Origin of the sequence: Undibacterium sp. Ji83W, assembly GCF_049340385.1 — a bacterium.
GTDB lineage: Bacteria > Pseudomonadota > Gammaproteobacteria > Burkholderiales > Burkholderiaceae_D > Undibacterium.
Genome location: NZ_JBMPOZ010000015.1, coordinates 122,085 through 145,436 on the forward strand (window position 1 = coordinate 122,085; position 23,352 = coordinate 145,436).

Annotated in this window: 18 protein-coding genes; 15 read left to right on the plus strand and 3 right to left on the minus strand. The window is 50.5% G+C overall.

Annotated elements, in window-relative coordinates; translation table 11 throughout:
* Nucleotides 1-20 precede the first annotated feature (20 nt).
* Nucleotides 21-1,010, minus strand: coding sequence for a malate dehydrogenase (locus tag ACO0LD_RS22175; protein WP_186951580.1), 990 nt, complete (start codon nt 1,008-1,010; stop codon nt 21-23).
* A gap of 352 nt (nt 1,011-1,362) precedes the next feature.
* On the opposite strand from ACO0LD_RS22175, the gene ACO0LD_RS22180 reads away from it, so the two are divergent.
* From ACO0LD_RS22180 to ACO0LD_RS22250, 15 genes are all read left to right on the plus strand, one after another.
* A complete protein-coding gene (locus tag ACO0LD_RS22180) occupies nt 1,363-2,175 on the plus strand; it encodes a GntR family transcriptional regulator (RefSeq protein WP_423010342.1) in 813 nt (270 codons plus the stop codon).
* A 201-nt stretch (nt 2,176-2,376) separates the two neighbouring features.
* Nucleotides 2,377-2,784 carry a succinate dehydrogenase, cytochrome b556 subunit gene (gene sdhC / locus ACO0LD_RS22185; protein WP_423010343.1) on the plus strand — a complete coding sequence of 136 codons (408 nt, stop codon included), beginning with the start codon at nt 2,377-2,379 and terminating at the stop codon, nt 2,782-2,784.
* The gene (gene sdhD, locus ACO0LD_RS22190) at nt 2,785-3,153 is read left to right on the plus strand and encodes a succinate dehydrogenase, hydrophobic membrane anchor protein (protein ID WP_423010344.1); all 369 of its coding nucleotides are present in this window, start codon (nt 2,785-2,787) and stop codon (nt 3,151-3,153) included.
* Nucleotides 3,154-3,155: 2 nt separating this feature from the next.
* Nucleotides 3,156-4,931 (plus strand): succinate dehydrogenase flavoprotein subunit, encoded by a 1,776-nt coding sequence (gene sdhA, locus ACO0LD_RS22195; RefSeq protein WP_423010345.1) that lies wholly within the window; start codon nt 3,156-3,158, stop codon nt 4,929-4,931.
* A gap of 12 nt (nt 4,932-4,943) precedes the next feature.
* On the plus strand, nt 4,944-5,654 hold the full coding sequence (locus tag ACO0LD_RS22200) for a succinate dehydrogenase iron-sulfur subunit (protein ID WP_162041574.1): 711 nt from the start codon (nt 4,944-4,946) through the stop codon (nt 5,652-5,654).
* Between the two features lie 113 nt (nt 5,655-5,767).
* Entirely contained in the window at nt 5,768-6,049 is a 282-nt protein-coding gene (locus tag ACO0LD_RS22205; protein ID WP_423010346.1) for a succinate dehydrogenase assembly factor 2, read from the plus strand.
* 72 nt (nt 6,050-6,121) lie between these two features.
* Nucleotides 6,122-7,426, plus strand: coding sequence for a citrate synthase (gltA, locus tag ACO0LD_RS22210; RefSeq protein ID WP_423010347.1), 1,305 nt, complete (start codon nt 6,122-6,124; stop codon nt 7,424-7,426).
* A 308-nt stretch (nt 7,427-7,734) separates the two neighbouring features.
* Nucleotides 7,735-10,590, plus strand: coding sequence for a 2-oxoglutarate dehydrogenase E1 component (locus ACO0LD_RS22215; protein WP_423010348.1), 2,856 nt, complete (start codon nt 7,735-7,737; stop codon nt 10,588-10,590).
* A gap of 61 nt (nt 10,591-10,651) precedes the next feature.
* Nucleotides 10,652-11,905 (plus strand): 2-oxoglutarate dehydrogenase complex dihydrolipoyllysine-residue succinyltransferase, encoded by a 1,254-nt coding sequence (odhB, locus tag ACO0LD_RS22220; protein WP_423010349.1) that lies wholly within the window; start codon nt 10,652-10,654, stop codon nt 11,903-11,905.
* Nucleotides 11,906-11,937: 32 nt separating this feature from the next.
* Nucleotides 11,938-12,270 carry a PspC domain-containing protein gene (locus tag ACO0LD_RS22225; protein ID WP_423010350.1) on the plus strand — a complete coding sequence of 111 codons (333 nt, stop codon included), beginning with the start codon at nt 11,938-11,940 and terminating at the stop codon, nt 12,268-12,270.
* Nucleotides 12,271-12,357: 87 nt separating this feature from the next.
* Nucleotides 12,358-13,785 (plus strand): dihydrolipoyl dehydrogenase, encoded by a 1,428-nt coding sequence (gene lpdA, locus ACO0LD_RS22230; protein ID WP_423010351.1) that lies wholly within the window; start codon nt 12,358-12,360, stop codon nt 13,783-13,785.
* A 166-nt stretch (nt 13,786-13,951) separates the two neighbouring features.
* A complete protein-coding gene (gene zapE / locus ACO0LD_RS22235; protein WP_423010352.1) occupies nt 13,952-15,049 on the plus strand; it encodes a cell division protein ZapE in 1,098 nt (365 codons plus the stop codon).
* A gap of 41 nt (nt 15,050-15,090) precedes the next feature.
* Nucleotides 15,091-15,453: a hypothetical protein gene (locus tag ACO0LD_RS22240; RefSeq protein WP_423010353.1), complete on the plus strand. Its 363-nt coding sequence runs from the start codon at nt 15,091-15,093 to the stop codon at nt 15,451-15,453.
* Between the two features lie 273 nt (nt 15,454-15,726).
* A complete protein-coding gene (locus ACO0LD_RS22245) occupies nt 15,727-19,668 on the plus strand; it encodes a DUF2339 domain-containing protein (RefSeq protein ID WP_423010354.1) in 3,942 nt (1,313 codons plus the stop codon).
* Nucleotides 19,665-21,152 carry a DUF3999 family protein gene (locus tag ACO0LD_RS22250; RefSeq protein ID WP_423010355.1) on the plus strand — a complete coding sequence of 496 codons (1,488 nt, stop codon included), beginning with the start codon at nt 19,665-19,667 and terminating at the stop codon, nt 21,150-21,152. The genes ACO0LD_RS22245 and ACO0LD_RS22250 overlap by 4 nt, the downstream gene beginning before the upstream one ends.
* A gap of 179 nt (nt 21,153-21,331) precedes the next feature.
* Here the strand turns inward: ACO0LD_RS22250 and ACO0LD_RS22255 are convergent, their stop codons facing one another.
* Together ACO0LD_RS22255 and upp are read right to left on the minus strand one after the other, a co-directional pair.
* Nucleotides 21,332-22,498, minus strand: coding sequence for a pyridoxal phosphate-dependent aminotransferase (locus ACO0LD_RS22255; RefSeq protein WP_423010356.1), 1,167 nt, complete (start codon nt 22,496-22,498; stop codon nt 21,332-21,334).
* A 43-nt stretch (nt 22,499-22,541) separates the two neighbouring features.
* Nucleotides 22,542-23,174 (minus strand): uracil phosphoribosyltransferase, encoded by a 633-nt coding sequence (gene upp / locus ACO0LD_RS22260; protein WP_186951564.1) that lies wholly within the window; start codon nt 23,172-23,174, stop codon nt 22,542-22,544.
* Nucleotides 23,175-23,352 lie beyond the last annotated feature (178 nt).

Below are 23,352 nucleotides of genomic sequence, written 5' to 3' on the forward strand. Positions count from 1 at the left end.
GAATCTGCCCCCTTACCTGATTAACCTACCAGGTGTTTGACGCCATCACGCTCTTCTTGCAATTCTTTGAGAGTAATGTTGATACGTTCACGGGAGAACTCGTCGATTTCCAGACCTTCAACGATTTTGTATTCGCCATTCTCTGTTGTCACAGGGAAGCCGAACATGGTGCCTTCAGGGATGCCATAAGAGCCATCGGAAGGGATGCCCATGGTAGTCCATTTGCCATTTGTGCCGAGCAACCAGTCACGTACGTGGTCAATTGCTGCGTTCGCTGCAGATGCTGCAGAAGACAGGCCACGTGCTTCGATAATCGCTGCACCGCGTTTGCCAACTGTAGGCAGGAATACATCCTTGTTCCAGACTTGATCATTGATCAGGTCTTTGACGGATGCGCCATCAACTGTCGCGAAGCGATAGTCAGCGTACATGGTTGGGGAGTGATTGCCCCAGACGCACAGTTTTTCAACTGCAGCAACTGGTTTGCCAACCTTTGCAGCGACTTGAGACAGGGCACGGTTGTGATCCAGGCGCAGCATCGCTGTGAAGTTTTTGGCTGGCAGGGAAGGTGCCGATTTCATGGCAATGTAAGCATTGGTGTTGGCTGGATTGCCAACTACCAGAACTTTAACATTGCGGGATGCTACTGCATCCAGTGCCTTGCCTTGTACAGTGAAAATCTGCGCATTGGCTTCCAGTAAATCTTTACGCTCCATGCCTGGGCCGCGTGGACGTGCGCCAACCAGCAGTGCGACGTCGATATCTTTAAACGCTGTCATTGGATCGCTGTGAGCAGACATGCCTGCCAGCAGCGGGAATGCGCAGTCGTCGATTTCCATCATTACGCCTTTCAGCGCTTTCTGGGCTTTTTCGTCAGGAATTTCCAATAATTGCAGAATCACTGGCTGGTCTTTGCCCAGCATGTCGCCATTGGCGATACGGAACAGAAGGGAATAGCCAATTTGGCCTGCGGCGCCGGTTACAGCTACGCGCATAGGGGATTTCGCCATGATGCATCTCCGAAGTGGTGTGAAAACGATGTTCAAACAATTGCAGCGACTGATAGGCCGCTATGTAAAACACTTAATGATACCGTTGAAAGCCCTGTCAGTCAGCCAAAATCCGCTGCAAACATGTTTTCGTCCTTTACATTGAAAGCGTTCGAACTATATTGCTTGGTGTGACAGCTGTGTGTGACAGATTAATAGCTGATGCCAGCCTGATGCTGACGCCAACTATTTGTACGGGAGTTTAGGTCGTGCGGAGCTAAGTGTCAATCAATATCTTATGTCTTATATAAGACATATCACTTAGTAGTTTGTTCTGGACGTGGCGGGTAGTTTTGTGGTGAAATTGCAGCCTATGAACTCTATCATACCAACCGCAAATAATCTGACTGCTGCCCCGACTACGCCAGGTGCTGGTGTTGGCGCTTCGTCTGCTTCGTCCTTGAATGCATCTCCCACATTCAGTCCATTATATCAACAGATCAAAGCCCTGATTACCCAGAGCCTGCAATCTGGAGAATGGAAGCCGGGCGAGTTGATCCCCAGTGAGATGGAATTGGCCAGTCGTTTCAAGGTCAGCCAGGGTACGGTGCGCAAGGCAATTGATGAGTTGTCGGCAGAAAATCTGGTTGTGCGCAGACAAGGGAAGGGGACTTTCGTTGCTACGCACCATGAGGCGCGTTCGCAATTCCGTTTTTTGAGGCTGGCACCTGATGAGGGCGTCCCGCATTATCCTGAAAACCGCATCATTGAAGTCAAGCGCATGCGTGCGCCGGCAGAAGTGGCGCGTTTGCTGGATATCAAATCTGGTGACTCCGTTGTTTTTATTCGCCGTGTCCAATCTTTTTCCGGTGTGCCCACGATTCTTGATGATTTGTGGTTGCCTGGCTCTATCTTCAAAGGCTTGACGGCCGAGCGCCTGAATGAATACAAGGGTCCCATGTACGGTTTGTTCGAATCTGAATTTGGTACGCACATGATCAGGGCGTCTGAGCAAATCCGCGCCGTTTGTGCCGACGAGGCCGTGGCAGGTTTGCTGAGTGTTGATGTCGGCATGCCTTTGCTTAATGTCGAACGTGTTTCGTTTACGTATGGTGATAAGCCGGTTGAATTGCGTCGCGGTTTGTATCTGACGATGAATCATCATTACAGAAATGAATTGAGTTAAATCAATTGGGTAGCTGATTTGCTGTGGTTTTTAGGTGTGTCCAGTCCTTGGGCGTGCATGTTTGCAGGTTCTGCGTCTGTTGGGCTTTAGGTTTAAGATAGCGATATTTTGTTAATCGTGATGATTTTTGTTGGTGCAATGCACCAAAATGAGCGAAAATTGCAAGGTTTATGTACAGACTAGTTAATGGGGAGATTATTTATGTCTGAAGTAGTAAAAACCAAGCCACGCTTTGGTGTAATGCGCTTGATAGATGCAACCGGGTACCGGCTGCCGCTAGCAGGCTTCGTTTCCATCTTGCACCGGGCAAGTGGAATGCTGATGTTCCTGTTGTTGCCATTCATCTTGTATCTGCTTGATAAGAGTTTGACATCGGAAGCGACATTTGCCGAACTGCAGGTTTTGACATCTGGTGTTTTCGTCAAGTTGGTCATTCTGGCTTTGTCATGGGCTTATCTGCATCATTTCTGCGCGGGTGTTCGTCACTTGTTGATGGATCTGCACTATGGTCTGGACAAGGATACCGCTCGTCAATCAGCTGTTGGTGTGTTGGTGACCAGTCTCGTACTGGCGGCACTGATCGCCCTGAAATTGTTCGGAGTTTTCTAAATGGCAAATAATAATATTGGCGCCAAGCGCCTGGTCGTGGGGGCGAGTTACGGCTTGCGTGACTGGTTGGCGCAACGTGTGACTGCCATCGTGATGGCACTGTACACCGTGATTTTGCTTGGTTTGTTTTTGACAGGTAAAAATTTCAATCAGGCTGGCTGGACTGGCATATTCGCCATGCAATGGTTCAAGCTGGCGACGTTCTCTGTTGTCGTTTGCCTGTTGTATCACGCCTGGGTCGGTATGCGTGATATCTGGATGGATTATGTGACGCACAGTGTATTTTTGCGTCTGGTATTTCAAGTTGCCACTATTTTGTGGCTGATTGCTTGTGCTGGCTATGCTGCACAGATTTTGTGGAGAGTATAAAAGTGGCCGCAATTAAATCCACAATTCCTAGCCGCCGTTTTGACGCGGTCATCATCGGTGCCGGCGGTTCTGGCATGCGTGCTTCGCTGCAATTGGCAGAAGCTGGTCTGAATGTAGCCGTACTGTCAAAAGTATTTCCTACCCGTTCTCACACAGTAGCTGCGCAGGGTGGCATCGGTGCTTCCCTTGGTAATATGTCGGAAGACAATTGGTACTGGCACATGTTTGACACGGTCAAGGGTTCTGATTACCTGGGTGATCAGGATGCGATCGAATTCATGTGTCGCGAAGCACCAAAAGTCGTTTATGAACTCGAACATTTCGGCATGCCGTTTGACCGCAACGCTGATGGCACGATTTATCAACGTCCATTCGGTGGTCATACTGCCAACTTTGGCGAGAAAGCAGTACAACGTGCTTGCGCAGCGGCTGACCGTACTGGTCATGCCTTGTTGCATACCCTGTACCAACGTAATGTGCGCGCCCGTACCCATTTCTTTGTTGAATGGATGGCGATTGACCTGATCCGTGATGCAGATGGTGATGTGCTGGGTGTCGTTGCGCTGGAAATGGAAACCGGCGAAGTCATGATGCTGGAAGCCAAGACCACGATATTTGCCACTGGCGGTGCTGGTCGTATCTGGGCAGCTTCTACCAATGCCTTTATCAATACCGGTGACGGTATGGGTATGGCTGCACGCGCTGGCTTGCCACTCGAAGATATGGAGTTCTGGCAATTCCACCCAACCGGTGTTGCTGGTGCGGGTGTTCTGATTACTGAGGGTGTGCGCGGTGAGGGCGGTATTCTGATCAATAGTCAGGGTGAGCGTTTCATGGAACGCTATGCTCCTACCTACAAGGATTTGGCTCCACGCGACTTTGTTTCCCGTTCCATGGATCAGGAAATCAAAGAAGGTCGTGGCTGTGGTCCAAATAAAGATCACGTCATGCTGGATTTGCGTCATATCGGTGCTGACACCATACAAAAACGTTTGCCATCGATTCTCGAAATCGCTCACAAATTTGCCAACGTGGATGCGACCAAGGAGCCGATTCCTGTGGTTCCTACGATTCACTATCAAATGGGTGGTATCCCGACCAATATCCACGGTCAGGTTGTTGCGCCGAAAAACGGTGGCAGTGAAGTCGTCAATGGCCTGTATGCAATCGGTGAGTGCGCCTGCGTATCCGTACACGGTGCCAATCGCCTGGGTACTAACTCTCTGCTCGATTTGCTGGTGTTTGGCCGCGCAGCTGGTAACCATGTTGTTGCCAGCAAGCTTAAAGAGCGCAGCAACAAGGATTTGCCTGCTGATGCAGCAGATCTGGCGTTGTCACGTTTGTCCAAGCTGGAAACCAGTACTGGTACCGAGCGTGTGCAAGACGTTGCCAATGATATCCGTGCCAGCATGCAGCAATACTGTGGCGTGTTCCGTACTGATGAATTGCTGCAAACCGGCTACAAGAAAATCATGGAGCTTGATGAGCGTCGCAAGCATGTTTCTTTCAAAGATAAATCCAAGGTCTTCAATACAGCACGCGTAGAAGCGCTGGAACTGGATAACCTGATTGAAACTGCCAAGGCAACGATCACATCCGCCGCCGCCCGTAAAGAATCTCGTGGTGCGCATGCACACCGTGATTATGAGGAGCGTGACGACGTTAACTGGATGAAGCATACCTTGTGGTATTCCGAAGGAAATCGCCTTGACTACAAGCCGGTCGTGACCAAGCCGCTGACTGTAGACACCTTCAAGCCGAAACCACGTACATTCTAAAGAGATACCGATATGGCACGTACACTTAAATTTAAAATCTATCGCTACGATCCGGACAAGGATGCCAAGCCTTACATGCAAGACTTGACCGTAGAGTTGCAAGACACTGACAAGATGCTGCTGGATGCCTTGCAGCGCATCAAATCTGACGTCGATGATTCTTTGGCGCTGCGTCGCTCATGCCGTGAAGGTGTGTGCGGTTCTGATGCGATGAACATCAACGGCAAGAATGGTCTGGCCTGTACCACTAACCTGAATGAATTGAGCGAGCCTATCGTCTTGCGTCCTTTGCCTGGCTTGCCAGTCATTCGCGATCTGATCGTGGATATGACGCAATTCTTCAAGCAATACAATTCCATCAAACCTTACCTGATGAATGATTCCATTCCTCCGGAAAAAGAGCGCCTGCAGTCTCCTGCTGAACGTGAAGAACTGGATGGTCTGTATGAATGCATCCTGTGCGCATGTTGTTCTACTTCATGCCCATCGTTCTGGTGGAATCCGGATAAATTCGTTGGCCCGGCAGGTTTGTTGCAGGCTTATCGCTTTATTGCTGATTCACGTGATCAGGCAACTGGCGAGCGTCTTGATAACCTCGAAGATCCGTACCGTTTGTTCCGTTGCCACACCATCATGAATTGTGTGGACGTCTGTCCTAAAGGTCTGAATCCTACCCGTGCTATCGGTAAGATTAAAGAACTGATGGTCCGTCGTGCAGTCTAAGTTGGCTGTTTAAGTTGATATCAGCGATGTCCCCGGGCATCGCTGCTATTTCATGCGGTTTTCCAGGCAAGCTGAGAGCCGCATGAAATAGTCAGTATGGAAGAGAATTAATTATGTCTGAGTCACAAGCTATATCCCATCAAAACGACCCGGTAAAGCGGGCACGTTTGCGGTGGCGGGCAAGGCGTGGTTTACTTGAGAACGATCTGATCTTGACGCGTTTTCTGGATGCCAATGAAGAATCCCTGACAGATGAGGAAGTGGATGCCTTTAGCCGCCTGATGGAATTGCCGGACAATACATTAATGGATCTGCTAATGGCCAAGAAACAAGCCGAAGCCGAAGTCGATCTGCCTCATGTCCACGCTTTATTGCTGCGCCTGCAAACGGCGTAAAGAAAGTTGATTTTAAACTGATTTTTTGTGTTTTTTTGATTAACGACTCACCTCTTATCTGAAGGAAGAGCCATGACAAATTCTGAAACAAAAGCCACCCTATCATTCTCCGATGGCTCACCAGCCTTGGAAATGCCAATTTACAAGGGCTCAATTGGTCCTGATGTCATCGACATCCGTAAGTTGTATGGTTCTACCGGCATGTTCACCTATGATCCAGGTTTCATGTCCACGGCAGCCTGTAATTCTTCCATTACTTATATTGATGGCGACAAGGGTGAATTGCTGTATCGCGGTTATCCTATCGAACAATTGGCAGTCAATGGCGGCGACTTCCTGGAAACCTGCTATCTGTTGCTGAATGGCGAATTGCCAAATGCAGCGCAAAAAACTGAATTTGTTGCGACCGTCACCAATCACACCATGGTGCACGAGCAGATGCAATTCTTCTTCCGCGGTTTCCGTCGTGATGCGCATCCTATGTCGGTATTGGTAGGTACAGTCGGTGCACTGGCATCGTTCTACCATGATTCGCTGGATATCAATGACCCGCATCACCGTGAAGTATCGGCGATACGTCTGATCGCCAAGATGCCTACACTGGTTGCGATGGCCTACAAATATTCTATCGGTCAGCCATTTGTGTATCCACGCAATGATCTGTCGTATAGCGCGAACTTCATGCACATGATGTTCTCTACACCATGCGCACCATACAAAACCAACGAAGTGCTGGTACGTGCGCTGGATCGTATTTTGATCTTGCACGCAGATCACGAGCAAAATGCTTCGACATCAACCGTCCGTTTGGCCGGTTCTTCAGGTGCCAATCCATTTGCCTGTATCGCTGCCGGTATCGCCTGCCTGTGGGGTCCTGCCCATGGTGGGGCGAATGAAGCTGCATTGAGCATGCTGGAAGAAATCGGCAGTGTCGACAATATTCCTACTTTCATCGCTCAGGTAAAAGACAAAAACTCTGGCGTCAAGCTGATGGGCTTTGGTCACCGTGTTTATAAAAACTATGACCCGCGCGCCAAATTGATGCGTGAAACCTGCTATGAAGTATTGCAAGAACTGGGTCTGCAAGATGATCCATTGTTCAAGCTGGCCATGGCTCTGGAAAAAATCGCGCTGGAAGACGAATATTTCGTCAGCCGCAAGCTGTATCCTAACGTTGATTTCTACTCCGGTATCGTACAACGCGCGCTGGGCATCCCAACTGCCTTGTTCACTGGTATCTTCGCCCTGGCGCGTACAGTAGGCTGGATCGCTCAATGGAAAGAAATGATTTCTGATCCTGAGCAAAAAATCGGTCGTCCACGCCAGTTGTTTGTTGGTGCGCCTAAGCGTGACGTGCCAGCAATCGACAAGCGTTAATAAAATATTGATTTAGGTATTAATGTTTTAGCTATACATGTTGTTGTAAAAAGCGAGTCTTTGTGACTCGCTTTTTTTTTCTGCGGTAATTATGCTATGCTTCGCCACGAAAGTGATTTTTAGGAATAACTTTCGCGATCTAATCAAAAAACATATTTAAATGACATGCTTTTTGATTTGATCACGAGGATAGTTTGAATTAAGCCCTTCCCCACAACTTGATGTGCAATCCGCTAACCGGTCAGGCCGTGTCGCGGAAGGTTAGATTAACCCGCTAATCTCGCGAAACGCGAAGAAAGGTGAGCAAGATGATGCAACAATATAACGCTAACTCGTACTTGTTCGGCGGCAATGCGCCGTATGTAGAAGAACTGTATGAAGCGTACCTGAATAATCCCGGTTCTGTTCCTGATAATTGGCGCGCGTATTTTGACGCCATGCAAAACGTGCCTGCCGTCGATGGCTCTGCCAAACCCGACGTCGCCCATGCACCCGTTATTGCTTCCTTTGCTGAACGTGCCAAACAAGGCCCAATACGCACTGTCAATGCGACTGCTGATGCTGAAATGGGGCGCAAACGCGTCGCTGCCCAGCAACTGATCGCCGCTTATCGTTTTCTCGGTAGTCACTGGGCCAATCTGGACCCGCTGCAACGCCAGGAACGTCCAAGTATTCCTGAGCTGGAACCAAGTTTCTATGGCTTTACCGATGCCGATATGGACATACAGTTCAATATCAGCAATACTTATTTCGGGCCAGAAACAGCATCATTGCGCGATCTTTTGAATGCTCTGCGTGACACTTATTGCCGTTCCATCGGTGCCGAGTTCATGTACATCAGTGATCCGACTGAAAAACGCTGGTTGCAACAAAAGCTGGAAGCGATACGCTCCACACCATCTTTCTCTCCTGAAAAGAAAAAACACATCCTTGACCGCCTGACTGCGGCTGAAGGTCTGGAACGTTATCTGCATACCAAATATGTTGGTCAGAAGCGCTTCTCCCTGGAAGGCGGCGAAAGCTTTATCGCCTCCATGGATGAGACTATCCAGCGCGCCGGTGAGCGCGGTGTCGAAGAAATCGTTATCGGTATGGCCCATCGTGGCCGTCTGAACGTACTTGTCAATACTCTTGGCAAAATGCCTCAAGATTTGTTTGCTGAATTTGAAGGCAAACATGGTGATGACTTGCCCGCGGGCGATGTTAAATACCACCAAGGTTTCTCGTCTGATATCTCTACCCCTGGCGGCCCGGTTCACTTGTCGCTGGCGTTCAATCCTTCCCATCTGGAAATCGTTAACCCAGTGGTTGAAGGCTCTGTCAAAGCGCGTATGGACCGTCGTGGCGACAAGGATGGCTCACAAGTCTTGCCTATCCTGGTACACGGCGATGCCGCGTTTGCAGGGCAGGGCGTCGTCATGGAAACCCTGAACCTGGCGCAAACACGCGGCTATGGTACAGGCGGTACCGTGCATATCGTCATCAATAACCAGATCGGTTTCACGACTTCTGATCCACGCGATTCACGTTCGACTTTGTATTGCTCCGACGTTGTCAAGATGATCGAAGCGCCGGTATTGCACGTCAATGCAGATGATCCAGAAGCCGTTGTCCTGGCTACCCAGATCGCTCTGGATTACCGTATGGAATTCAAGAAAGATGTCGTGGTCGATATCATCTGTTTCCGCAAATTGGGCCACAATGAGCAAGATACACCAGCATTGACCCAGCCTTTGATGTACAAGAAGATTGCTCAGCATCCTGGCACACGCCGCATGTATGCTGACAAACTGGCTGCACAAGGCACTATCCCTGCGGATGGTGGCGATCAAATGATCAAGGCTTACCGTGATGCCATGGATGCTGGCAAGCATACCCATGATCCGGTGATCTCCAACTTCAAAAACAAATACGCTGTTGACTGGATTCCTTTCCTCAACCGTAAATGGACAGATGCTGCTGACACAGCAGTGCCAGCAACTGAATTGAAGCGTCTGGCTGAACGCATTACTACCGTACCAGAAGGCTTCAAGCCGCATAGTCTGGTAGAAAAAGTCCTGGGTGACCGTGCAGCCATGGGTCGTGGTGACATGAACCTGGACTGGGGCATGGGCGAACATCTGGCATACGCATCCCTGGTATCTTCCGGTTATGCTATCCGCTTGACTGGCCAGGATGCAGGCCGTGGTACTTTCGTTCACCGTCATGCTGTTTTGCATGATCAAAACCGCGAACGCTGGGATGCAGGTACTTATATCCCTCTGCAAAACATCTCTGACAAACAGGCGCCATTCACCGTCATCGATTCCGTCTTGTCTGAAGAAGCGGTATTGGGCTTTGAATATGGTTACTCCACGGCAGAACCAAATACATTGACTATCTGGGAAGCACAATTCGGCGATTTCGCCAATGGTGCCCAAGTCGTTATCGATCAGTTCATCAGCTCTGGTGAAGTGAAATGGGGCCGTGCATCCGGTCTGGTCATGATGCTGCCGCATGGTTATGAAGGTCAGGGTCCTGAGCATTCATCTGCTCGCCCGGAACGCTTCCTGCAACTGTGTGCTGACAACAATATGCAAGTGGTTCAGCCAACTTCTGCGTCCCAGATTTTCCATCTGTTGCGTCGTCAGATGATACGCATGTTCCGCAAGCCTTTGGTGATCATGACACCGAAGTCCTTGCTGCGTAACAAGGATGCTGGTTCGCCATTGTCCGACCTGGCCAAAGGCAGCTTCCACACGGTGATTGGTGAAGTTGACGAGAAGATCGATGCGAAGAAAGTCAAACGCGTTATCGCTTGTTCAGGCAAGGTGTATTACGACCTGGTCAATGCCCGTAAAGAGCGTGGTCAGGCAGATACAGCGATTATCCGCGTTGAACAACTGTATCCGTTCCCGCACAAGAGCTTTGTCGCTGAGCTGAAAAAATTCCCGAACATGGCGGAATTGGTTTGGGCACAAGATGAGCCGCAAAATCAGGGGCCATGGTTCCAGATTCAGCACAATATTTTTGAAAGCCTGGAAGAAGGCCAAAAACTTGCTTATGCAGGCCGTCCAGCCAGTGCATCGCCAGCTGTCGGTTATTACGACAAGCACTATGCACAACAAAAAGCATTGCTGGAAACGGCGTTTTCCAAACTCAAAGGCTTTGTCCTGACCAAATAATGACGCGATGCGACATCAGAAGCTGATGTCGCATTTGGCTACCCGAATCGGAGAGTAAAAAATGGCAATTATCGAAGTAAAAGTTCCTCAGTTATCTGAGTCCGTCGCAGAAGCAACCCTGTTGTCCTGGCACAAAAAAGTGGGCGAAGCAGTTGGCCGTGACGAAAACCTGATCGACGTAGAAACAGATAAAGTCGTACTGGAACTGCCAGCGCCTGACGCTGGTGTGATCACACAAATCATCAAGGGCGATGGCAGCACCGTTGTTGCTGGCGAAATCATTGCGATTATCGATACTGATGCAGCCGCAAAAGTAAGCCCTATGGAAGTATCCGCTGCGCCAGTAACAGTTGCAGCATCTGCACCTGCTGCTGATGCAAAATCTTCTGCCGGCGTAGCAATGCCAGCAGCAGCAAAAATCCTCTCAGAAAACAACCTGACTGCTGCGCAAGTTGACGGTTCTGGCAAAGATGGCCGTGTTACCAAAGGTGATGCACTGGCAGCTGTTGCTGCCAAGCCTGCTGCTGCACCAGTAGTCGCACCTCTGGCTGCTCCTGCAGCTGGCAAACCAGCGCTGCAACAAGTCGCTGCACCAACTATCGCCAGCCTGGGTGACCGTCCGGAAGAACGTGTACCAATGAGCCGCCTGCGTGCACGTATCGCTGAACGCCTGGTGCAATCGCAATCCACTAATGCAATTTTGACGACATTCAATGAAGTCAACATGGCACCTGTCATGGACTTGCGTAACAAGTACAAAGACAAGTTTGAAAAAGAACATGGCGTGAAACTGGGTTTCATGTCTTTCTTCGTCAAAGCTGCTGTTGCCGCATTGAAGAAATATCCTATCATCAACGCTTCTGTTGATGGTAACGACATCGTCTATCACGGTTACTTCGACATCGGTATCGCTGTTGGTTCCCCACGCGGCCTGGTAGTGCCTATCCTGCGCAACGCGGACCAAATGACAATTGCTGAAATCGAGAAGAAAATCGGCGAATTCGGTGCCAAGGCAAAAGACGGTAAGCTGACTCTGGATGATTTGTCTGGTGGTACTTTCTCCATCTCGAATGGGGGTACTTTTGGTTCCATGTTGTCTACGCCTATCATCAACCCTCCACAATCCGCAATTCTGGGCGTACATGCGACCAAGGACCGTGCTGTAGTTGAAAATGGTCAGATCGTTATCCGTCCTATGAATTACCTGGCAATGTCTTACGACCATCGCATCATCGACGGTCGTGAAGCTGTTCTGGGTCTGGTGGCAATGAAAGACGCGCTGGAAGATCCAGCCCGCCTGTTGCTTGATCTGTAATTCAAGTTCAACCGCAAAGCGAGAATCATTCCGTGAATATCGCTGACGAAATCAAACGTCTGCATGAACTGCATCAGGCAGGAGCCCTGTCTGATGCAGAATTTGCACAAGCCAAAGCCAGATTGCTGGCAACTGGCGACACTTCCGCATCTGGCAACCAACAGGGTCAGGGTTTCAACCATTTGAACCAGTTCCGCCGGTCAAAAAGTGACCAGTGGCTGGGTGGTATCTGTGGTGGCCTGGGCCAATTTACTGGCCTGGATTCCTGGATCTGGCGTTTGATGTTTGTCTTCTTCAGTCTTTACTTTGGTGCCGGCGTAGTGGCCTATCTGCTGGCCTGGATATTCATACCTGAAGAGAGCTGAAAAGCACAAAGCGAAGAGTGAACTTCACGGCTAAACTTATGGCCAGATTCAGCGCTAAATTCATATACATAAAATCAGGATATTTTCATGAGCAAACAATTTGACGTCGTCGTTATCGGTGGTGGCCCTGGCGGCTACATCGCCGCAATCCGCGCTGCCCAGCTGGGATTTTCTACTGCCTGTATCGACGCATGGACCAATGAAAAAGGTGGCCCTGCTCCAGGTGGTACTTGTACTAACGTAGGCTGCATTCCATCCAAAGCGCTGTTGCAGTCTTCCGAACATTATGAGCATGCTGGCCATGCATTTGCTGACCACGGTATCAATGTACAAGGGTTGGGTCTGGATGTTGCCAAGATGCTGGGTCGCAAGAACACCATCGTCAAGCAAAACAACGACGGTATCCTGTTTCTGTTTAAAAAGAATAAAGTCACTTTCTTCCACGGTCACGGCTCTTTTGTAAAAGCTGATGCTGCTGGGTATGAAATCAAGGTAGCTGGCAAGACAGAAGAAACCATTACTGGCAAACACATCATCGTGGCGACTGGCTCGAATGCACGTGCATTGCCTGGTGCAGCATTTGATGAAACAACTATCCTCTCGAATGACGGCGCCTTGAAGATTGCTGAAGTACCAAAAAAACTTGGCGTTATCGGCGCTGGTGTGATTGGTCTGGAAATGGGTAGCGTCTGGCGTCGTCTGGGTGCTGAAGTGACAGTGCTGGAAGCATTGCCAACTTTCCTCGGTGCTGTGGATGAACAAATCGCTAAAGAAGCGCACAAACTGTTCGTCAAACAAGGTCTGTCCATTAATCTGGGCGTCAAGATTGGCGAAATCGTCAATGGCGGCAAAGATGTGACTGTCAACTACACTGACGACAAGGGCACTGAACATAAAGCGGTGTTCGACAAACTGATCATTTCCATTGGCCGTACGCCTAACACTAATGGTTTGAATGCAGAAGCTGTTGGCCTGCAACTCGATGAACGTGGTTTCATCGCGGTTGATGGTGATTGCAAAACCAATCTGCCGAATGTCTGGGCAGTGGGCGACGTGGTACGTGGTCCTATGCTGGCGCACAAGGCAGAAGAAGAGGGTGTTGCTGTTGCTGAACGTATCGCTGGTCAGCATGGTCATGTCAACTTCAATACCATCCCATGGGTCATCTACACCTCTCCGGAAATCGCATGGGTAGGCCGTACTGAGCAGCAATTGAAGGCTGACGGCGTGGCTTACAAAGCCGGCACTTTCCCATTCATGGCGAATGGCCGTGCGCGTGCGCTGGGTGATACTTCAGGTATGGTCAAGTTCCTGGCAGATGCAACGACAGATGAAATCCTGGGCGTGCACATCGTTGGTCCTATGGCATCTGAATTGATTTCTGAGGCAGTTGTGGCGATGGAATTCAAGGCATCGGCAGAAGACATCGCCCGTATTTGCCATGCACATCCATCCCTGTCTGAAGCAACGAAAGAAGCAGCATTGGCAGTTGACAAGCGTTCGTTGAATTTCTGATTCAGGTCGACTGTCTGATCGCTTGTTTAAGCTTGGGGCGCACTATGCGCCCACATTCGCCCGCATTGGCAGCGCACTCTGTCCTCAGTTTGATTGGGGTAGGGTGCGTCGCTTTTTACCCGCTTGCCATACACAGGCAAGCCAGCAAAGATAGTATCCCTAGCCCATGAATGTCATAGAGTATTATCAGGATGCCTTGAGTCAGCGCGGTTTTCAGGCCGACGAGGCACAAAAGCGTGCAGTTGATCGCTTGCAGACTGCCTATGAAGAATGGGTAGAGTACAAAGGGAAGCGGGCAAATAAATTCACCCGCCTGATTACCCGTCCTGAAGTGCCGCGTGGCGTTTATATGTGGGGCGGGGTAGGGCGTGGCAAATCATTTTTGATGGACAGTTTTTTTTCCGTCGTACCGGTCGTCAGGAAAGCTCGTCTGCATTTCCACGAATTCATGCGTGCCGTGCACAGGCAACTTGATGAGCTCAAAGGGATGGCAGATCCGCTGGATGAAGTGGCGCGCAGAATCGCCAAGAAATACCGACTGATTTGCTTCGATGAATTCCATGTCTCTGACGTGGCAGATGCAATGTTGCTGTATAACTTGCTGAATGCCCTGTTTGAAAATGGCGTCTCCTTCGTCATGACATCCAATTACCAGCCTGATACTTTGTATCCGGACGGTTTGCACCGTGACCGCATGTTACCGACCATCGCCTTGCTGAAGGAGAAACTTGATATCCTGAATGTGGATTCTGGCAATGATTATCGCAAACGCGCCATGGAGCAGGTCCAGGCTTACCTGACACCATTGAATGCAACGACTGACAAGACCTTGCGTGATATTTTTGCCCGCGTGGCAGAAACCAGCGATGAAGACCCACATGTCGATATCGAAGGCCGTAAACTCAAGTCCCTGCGCCGTGCTGGTAGTGTGATCTGGTTTGACTTTGCCACGCTGTGTGGTGGCCCACGTTCACAAAATGATTATCTGGAAATCGCCAGCCGTTTTCATACCGTTGTTTTGTCGACGATACCGCGCATGTCTGCCGCCATGTCGTCTGAGGCAAGGCGGTTTACCTGGCTGATAGATGTGTTCTACGACAACAAGGTCAAATTAATTATGTCGGCTGAAGTCCCGCCTGAGGAACTTTATACCAACGGTACCTTGTCTAATGAATTTCACAGAACAGTATCCCGTATTATAGAAATGCAATCAAAAGAATACATGGATGCTGATCAACGCCAAATTGCGGAGAATATTGCTTAATGAATCGTTTATTTTTCATTTGCATAGCCTTGGTCGTGCAAATGACTGTTGCTACATATGCCCAGGCTATGCCTGGTAGTAGTGAACTTGCTCAAATTGCAAATTTGGCTGCCAGTCTTGATCAAAGATATGTCGCTGGCAGTATCAACAGCGCAGAGCAAGCTGAAGCTGCCTTGAAAGAAAGTAGCGCAGCACAATTACGTTTGCAAAGCTGGTATGAGCAGTCAGAACGAGCTTGTCACCAGACTTTTTTTGTCAACGACTGCCTTAATGATGTCAAACAACATCGTCGTCAGTACATCGTTTCCTTGCAAAGAATTGCACTTGAAGCCAAGGCCTTGCAGCGTAAATTGCGCATAGATCAACTCGACAAAGAGCTGGAACAACGTCAGGCCAAACCATAATCCTCCATTTGATTTGTAACTGGCTGTAAGCCTTTTTTAGTATCAGATGATGGTATTTGAAGGTGCAGCCCCGGATTCAGGCATTTTGCCCGGGCTATCACTCCTGCGCTTGTCTCGCCTATCCTTAAAAGCTATCCTGGCCCGGCACCTGTGGCAAGGATAGAGTAGTGATTCTGTTTCACTCACCGCGATATAAGTATTGCAAGTCTCTAAAAATTTCCTTACAGTCTGGCGTTAGCCGCATTGGCATACTGTAATCCAAGGAAATGATATATGTGGTTTGTGGGCGCAATCATAGGCTTTATTCTGGGCGTGGCGACCGATTCGGGTGCTGCCATGTTCTTTTTTGCTTTGACAGGCGGCTTTGTCGGTCATCTGATAGGCAGCTCACGCAATAAGGCTAATATCAAGCCGCCGGCGAATAAACCAGTGTCCCAACCTGCATCAGGTAAGCCAGTTGATGCAATGGCAGACATGCGCCAGAAGATCTTCACGCTAGAACATCGCCTGCAAACGCTGGAACGCGAAATGGCAGAACTGAAAGCTGGAGGCGTTTTCGTTAAGGGGGCAGACGCGCCAGTGCAATCGGCAAGCCAGCCAGTTACAGAGGAAAAATCACAGGTAGAGCCACAAGTATCTCTTGTTGCCGCAAAAACCTATGATGTCAGCCTGAGTGTGGCGGTTCCGCTGACGACAGAGTTTGGCGCACAAACAGAGGCAGTGCCAGTAATTACGCAGAAGAAAGCGGAACTGGAAGAACTGGATCTGAACGTCAATCCCCTGGAAGATGCTGCACCTCTCCAAAAAGCTCCAGAAGTCTTCACTGATCAAGTCGCACCAATACCAGCAGTTATTGTAGGGGAAACCGTTGCCGAACCTATTGTGCCTGCAATAACAAATCCGCCAGTAGCAGACGCTGCTTTAGTAAAACCACCTGTAGTAAAGCCGTCGGTAGCAAAGCGTCCGCCACCACCACCGCCAAAAACTTTGAGAGAAAGCTTGCCAGCACCCTTGGCGAAATTGATCTTTGGTGGCAATGCCCTGGTCAAAGTCGGGGTCTTGATTTTGTTCCTGGGCCTGGCTTTCTTGCTACGCTATACCGCAGAACGGGTCACGGTACCAGTGGAATTGCGTTATGCAGGCGTGGCTTTGTCTGGCGTGGTCTTGCTGGCGCTGGGCTGGTTCTTGCGCAGCAAACGCCGCGACTATGCCCTGATATTACAAGGCATGGCGATAGGTGTGTTTTATCTGACCACACTGTCAGCGATGAAATTGCATGCCTTGATCACCCCTGAAGTCGGCTTTGGCTTCCTGTTCATGGTGTCGGTCCTGAGTGCGATTCTCGCGGTTTTGCAAAATGCGCCTGTCCTGGCCATCGTTGCCGCAATTGAAGGTTTTGCCACGCCTGTTTTGATTTCCACTGGTGAAAACCGTCCGCTCGGTTTGTTCACTTACATGGCCGTGCTTGATATAGGTATCTTCGTGGTCGCCTGGTTCAATGCCTGGCGTGTGCTGAACCTGATTGGTTTCGTTGGTACCTTCACTCTGGCAATAGGCTGGGCAGAGCGTAGCTATACCGATAGTCAGTACGGCATAGTTCAGCCTTTCCTGATTTTCTTCTTTGTCCTGTTTGCCCTGATAGGTCTGTTGTTTGCACGTCGCACCTTGAAAGAGGCGGAAGTTGAAGAAGGCCCGCTGGCTACCCTGAAGCGGGTAGGGCGGGTTGATAGCGCCCTGGTATTTGGTAATCCCATCACCGCCTTTGGCATGCAGTACATGCTGGTCAAGCATACCGAGTTTGGCGCAGCCTTTTCTGCGCTGGCGGTAGGTTTCTTTTATTTGCTGCTGGCCAGGTTTGTGTTTTCGAAAGCCAGACAAGGCCTGGCTTTGCTGGCAGAGGCCTATGTCATTGTGGCCGCCATCTTTGCCACCTTGGCGATACCGCTGGGGCTGGAAGGGGCATGGACAGGTGCTGCCTGGGCTATCGAGGGTGCAGGCATGTACTGGCTGGGTATACGCCAGCAACGGCCTTATGCACGAGGTTTCGCCTATGTTGTCATGGTTGGTGCGGCTTACAAGCTTTTGCATGGTATTTACATCAATCCCGAGGCCAGCGGCCCACTGTTGCAGGGCGGTTTGCTGGGACCAGTCTTACTGGCAGTAAGCTGCTTTGTCGTCTGGAATTTGCATAGAAAAGCAAAGCCAGAAAGTATTTCCAGCTGGGAAGCTACACCAAATGCCGCTTTGCCGTGGCTTGGCGTTGCTTCACTGGCCTTGTTGCCATGGATGTTGCTGATCCCGCAATTTGCAGCAGCGGCAATGGCTGTCATGGCCTTGCTGGTATCGGCAATTGCCCGTCGCTATGCGCTAAAGGCTTTTGAACATATCTCTGCCACTTTGCAGGCTGCCGCGTTGGCGTCATTCATGCTGACCCTGCATGCCGCTGCCAGTGGCAATGCCGCGCTGGAAGATGGCTGGAAGGGTGGCCTGGCTGCCCTTATTATCGCTGGCAGCATATTGTTTAGTGCCGGGCGTTCCATGGTGGCGACCAAGCGCGCAGCGCAGGCGCAATCTTTGCCTCCGGCCTGGTCAATCTGGAACCAGCTGGCTATCATCAGCGGCAGTGCGCTGCTGCATCTGGCCATGCTGTTTGCCATCAACCTGACACAAGCATCATTGATTTGGCCATTAACTTCCTGCCTTTTGCTGTGGGTGGGCTTGCGCATGTCACATGGCGCGTTGGCAGGCTTTGCTGCCGTCTTGCAAATCATTGCTGCTGGTTTGTGCCTGGTGGAACCTGGCAAATATCAGGGCACAGCCTTTGCACATCTGGGCTTTTTTGTACCTTTGTCGCTGGCTGTATCAGCCTGGTTCAGTGCAGATTTTATCCGTGCCGAAGCAGTCAGGATGCGCGCCGTGTTGCTGGATTTGAGTGGATTTGGCAATGCCGCTGCTGACAGTTCAGAGAAAAAGCTGCCATCGGTCTGGCTTAATCCCTGGTGCAATAGCAAGCCTGCTCTGGGCTTGCCTATTGTCTGGGGGTTGGCATGGTGGTTGAGTGCATGGTTCCCTGAAAGCCTGGAGACTCTGATACGCACAGATCATCGTGCATATTCTTCAACTGTCGCTATTGTGATAGGTCTGGGCAGTTCAGTTTTGATGGCAGCACTGGCAGCATGGCGCAAATGGCCGCAAATGGGTTTTGCTACTATCGTCACTTTGCCGCTATTGGTTTTTGCTGGTCTGATCGGTGCTGTAAGTGCGGATGGCCTGTACTTGCCATCGGCAAACCTGGGTTGGCTGGCCTGGCCGCTGGCACTGGCCTGGCATTTGCAGATACTGAAAAAGCAGCAAAACTGGATGGCAGCGTGGCCGCGACTGCTGAGTCTGACGCATATCGCCGGTTTCTGGTTCTTCTTGTTATTGGCTGCGCGCGAAGGGCAGGCACGCCTTGCGCCACTGGCTGATACCTGGTCGAGTTGGCCATTGCTGGGTTGGGTGCTGGTTCCTGCGCTGGTATTCTGGTTCATTGGTGCCAAACCGCTGGCAGTCAGGTGGCCGCTTAATTCTTACCGTAAAGCCTATATAGAGCAGGCATGCGCGCCTGTCGCCCTGTATTTGCTGGCATGGTGCTGGTTGACCAATGCCTTCAGTGCAGGTGATGCCAGCCCTTTGCCTTATCTCCCTTTGCTGAACCCGCTGGAATTGGGGCAATGGCTGGTGTTGGCGTCCTTATTGCATTGGTGGCGCGCTTTACCTGTGGCTGCACTCAAAACAGACACCAAACATGCTGCGACAGCATTGGTAGCCGCTACAGCCCTGGTCTTATTGACGGGCATGGTCTTGCGTAGCTGCCACCATTTTGCCGGAGTGCCTTGGGATGCAGATGCCTTGTTTGCTTCGCGCCTGAGTCAGGCTGCCGTTTCCATCACCTGGGCAATTTGCGGCGTGTCTGTCATGTTGTTTGGCAATCGCCGCATGTCACGCAGTACCTGGATAGCCGGTGCTGCCCTTCTGGGCGTCGTGGTAGTGAAACTGTTCTTGATAGAACTGGCAGACCGTGGCGACGTTTACCGTATCGTCTCTTTCATCGGTGTTGGTATCTTGGTGCTGGTGGTTGGTTATTTTGCACCAGTGCCCGTCAAGCACAAAGAGCCACAAGCGACATTGGCACAGGATAGTGATGCACCAGAAGATCAGGGGAAGGCATCATGAGTATCAACAAGCGTATCAACAAGCTGAACCTGAAATTACAATCGAAGCTGTTATTGCTGGCTGCTTGTGCAATTGCCTCCAATGTGGTCTTGGCACAGGCGATTACTCCGCAGCTAAAGCACGCAGTCATCTCCAGCACTGGAGCGGGCCCGTATTTTCAACTGGATATACCAACCAGTATTTACCCTGGCAGCCTGCATCCTGATCTGCATGATGTACGTGTGCGCAATGCAGATGGTGATCTCTTGTCTTTTGCCTGGGCAGACGCAGAAACGGCGAGTGCCAAGCTTGAGAGTGCTACGGTCAGTGCGTTTCCTGTAAAAGACATACAAAGCAGCAGCTTCAGCAGTTTCCGGCAAAATGCAGATGGCTCACTGACCGCCTTGTCGCAAGTGAAAATCACCAGGCAAAATCCTGTTCCCGCCTGGATTATTGATGTCAGCAAGATCAAGGGCAAGTTATTGCAAGCCAGGTTCAGCATTGCCGAGCAGGTAGACGGCATGTTTGGCTTCACACTGGAAAGCAGTAATGACCTGAAAAACTGGCAATCGCTGGGTAGCGAGCAATTGGTGCAATTGCGTCATCAGGGCTCAGTGCTGCAGAATCTTGGTATCAGGCTACACCATGTCAGCGCACAGTATTTGCGCCTGCGCTGGACTAATCCAGCAGATGCGCCCTGGCTGGGCAATGTCAGTATAGACAGCCAGCAAGAAGTCTACACACCACCAGTTTTGCAATGGAGTAAGCCAATTGCTGTGAAAGCCTGTGCTGCAAATTACTGTGATTACTCCATCCCGGACAACACACCGATAGACAGCCTGCGCCTGCTGGTCGGCGAGCCTAACACCCTGCTACATATTACGGTACTGGCACAGGTGACTACAACAACTGCGCCGGTGTCCTCGTATCATCACAGGCATAGTCCGCTATATCCTCTGCATGTCTTAAGGAATCAAAAGCGCAATGCTGAAGTGCAGGTGGTAGATCAACAAGTCTGGTTGAATGACAGCCTGGTCTATAAAATCAATCTGCAGAATGGCGAAGTCAAATCACCTGATTTACTCATGGATGGTGCCAGTTATAAAACTTTGCGCTTGCAAACCGATAGTCCGTTCAGTAAGTTGGCCAAAACCCTGCCTGAGATACAGATCGCCAGCTTACCGCGCAGGCTGGTTTTTCTGGCGCGCGGTAAGCCGCCTTATCAGCTGGAATGGGGAGTGGAGAACAAAGAGGGTGCTGCAATACCTTTGACAACACTTATCCCCAAAATGGATTTGAGCAAGCCAGTGCAGGCTGATATCGCCAGTGTAGAAATTGCCGACTATGTCGCGCCTCAGGCTGTGGTCAAACCAGTCGCTGAGAAAACTCCTGGCAAAGAACACAAGCCATGGTTGTGGGCTGCATTGGGTATTGGCTTGTTATTATTGGGTGGGATGGTGTGGTCCCTGCTGAAGAATATTTCGGAAGATAAGGCAAAGACCTGAAAACCTGTTTACGATCTTACTGCGCAAGCGTGATCGGGGCTCATGTGCCGCTCAAAATGCTCATGTACTAAAGTACACTCCGCTTTTTGCGCTGCGCGTTTGTTACCCTGACCCCGCTGACGCTCGCTCGCTACAGATCGTCAACACGTTTTTAGTGTTTCCAGGCCTTTTGAGGAAAACTAAATGCTCTGCAGGCGCTGCAAGGCGTCTCGCAGGGTAGCATCCTGCTTGGCAAAGCAAAAACGCACAATGCCAGACTCTTTGCCTTGCTGATAAAAAGCGGAAACCGGGATGGCTGCCACGCCAATCTCAGTTGTCAGCCAGCGGGCAAATTCCAGCTCCGTCTTGTCGGAGATAGCTGAATAATCAACCGACTGGAAATAAGTTCCGGCACATGGCAGCAGACGCAAGCGAGAGTCGGCCAGACCAGCCCTGAACAGATCACGTTTCTTTTGATAAAAGCCCGATAGCTCCAGATACGGGGCAGGCTTGCTCATATACTGCGCCAGTCCCACCTGCATAGGTGTATTGACGGTAAAGACATTGTATTGATGGACTTTGCGAAATTCTGCCATCAGTGCTGCCGGTGCAGTCACATAGCCGACCTTCCAGCCAGTCACATGATAAGTCTTGCCAAAGCTGGAAATGATAAAGCTGCGCTCTGCCAGTTCAGGGTAACGTGATAGTGATTCGTGGCGCTGTCCATCAAACACCATGTGCTCATATACCTCGTCAGAGGCAATCAAGACCTTGGTGTCACGCACGATATCGCTCAAGGTGCCAATATCATTCACGCTTAGTACCGATCCGGTAGGGTTGTGCGGTGAATTCAGCATCAGCAAGCGGGTCTTGTCCGTAATACTGGCTTTTACCTTGTCCCAGGGGATGGTATAGCCATCTGCACCCAATTCCATGCTGACAAACACCGGCACACCACCTGCCAGCTTGATACTCGATACATAGCTGTCATAGGCTGGTTCAATGACGATGACTTCATCACCTGCATGCACACAAGCCAGCAATATCGTCAAAATACCCTGGGTGGCACCTGCTGTGACTGTAATTTCAGTATTCACATCATAAGCGTGGCCATAGATGCTTTTGATCTTGGCGGCTATCTGCTCGCGTAATTGCGGCATGCCTGGCATGGGCGGATATTGATTGTAATTATCTGTCATGGCTTGCGCCACCAGGGCAGGCAGGGCAGGGTCGCAGCTAAAGTCAGGGAAGCCCTGGCCAAGATTGACCGCTTTTTTCTCGGCCGCCAGGGCAGACATCACTGAGAAGATGGTGGTGCCCACTTCGGGTAATTTGGAAACAGGAACGAAGCGGGCAGTGGTCGTCATCAGTGAAACTCTTCAAAAACTATAAAGCTATTATATAAAGTGATTATTTAGTGCCAAACAAACGGTCACCGGCATCGCCCAAGCCAGGCACGATATAACCATGTTCATTCAGATGGTCATCGATAGACGCAGTGACGATAGGTACATCAGGATGGGCAGCGTTCATGACCTTGATGCCTTCAGGGGCAGCCAGCAGGCACACGAATTTGATCGTTGTTGCGCCGCGCAGCTTCAGGCGAGTGATGGCCGCAGCGGCTGAGTTGCCAGTTGCCAACATAGGGTCAACCACGATTACCAGGCGGTCAGCGATATCTTCCGGCACCTTGAAGTAATACTCAACTGGCTCCAGTGTTTCCGGGTCACGGTACAGGCCGATATGGCCTACACGTGCATTTGGCAGCAAATCCAGCATGCCATCCAAAATACCATTGCCAGCGCGCAATACCGAGATCACGCACAGCTTCTTGCCGCTGATGGTCGGCGCATCAATGGTAGTGATCGGTGTTTCGATCTTGACCAGTTCAATAGGCAGGTCTCGGGTGACTTCGTAGGCCAGCATCTGGCTGATTTCACGCAACAGGCGGCGGAAATTATCCGTCGGCGTGTCCTTGCTGCGCATCAGTGTCAGCTTGTGTTGCACCAGTGGGTGTCTGATTTCTGTAACGAGTTCGTTCAAGGTAATTCTCCGGCAATGTTGTGTTGACCGCTATTTTACGTCCCTGCCAGCATTAAGGGAAACGGATAAATCAGGAATTGAGGTGTTTTTCCACTTCTGCTCCAGCCATCGTCAAATTTTTCTTGATTGATAATTCAATATAAGAAGTTCCGGCATGGCAGGGCCCGCAATGACGGTG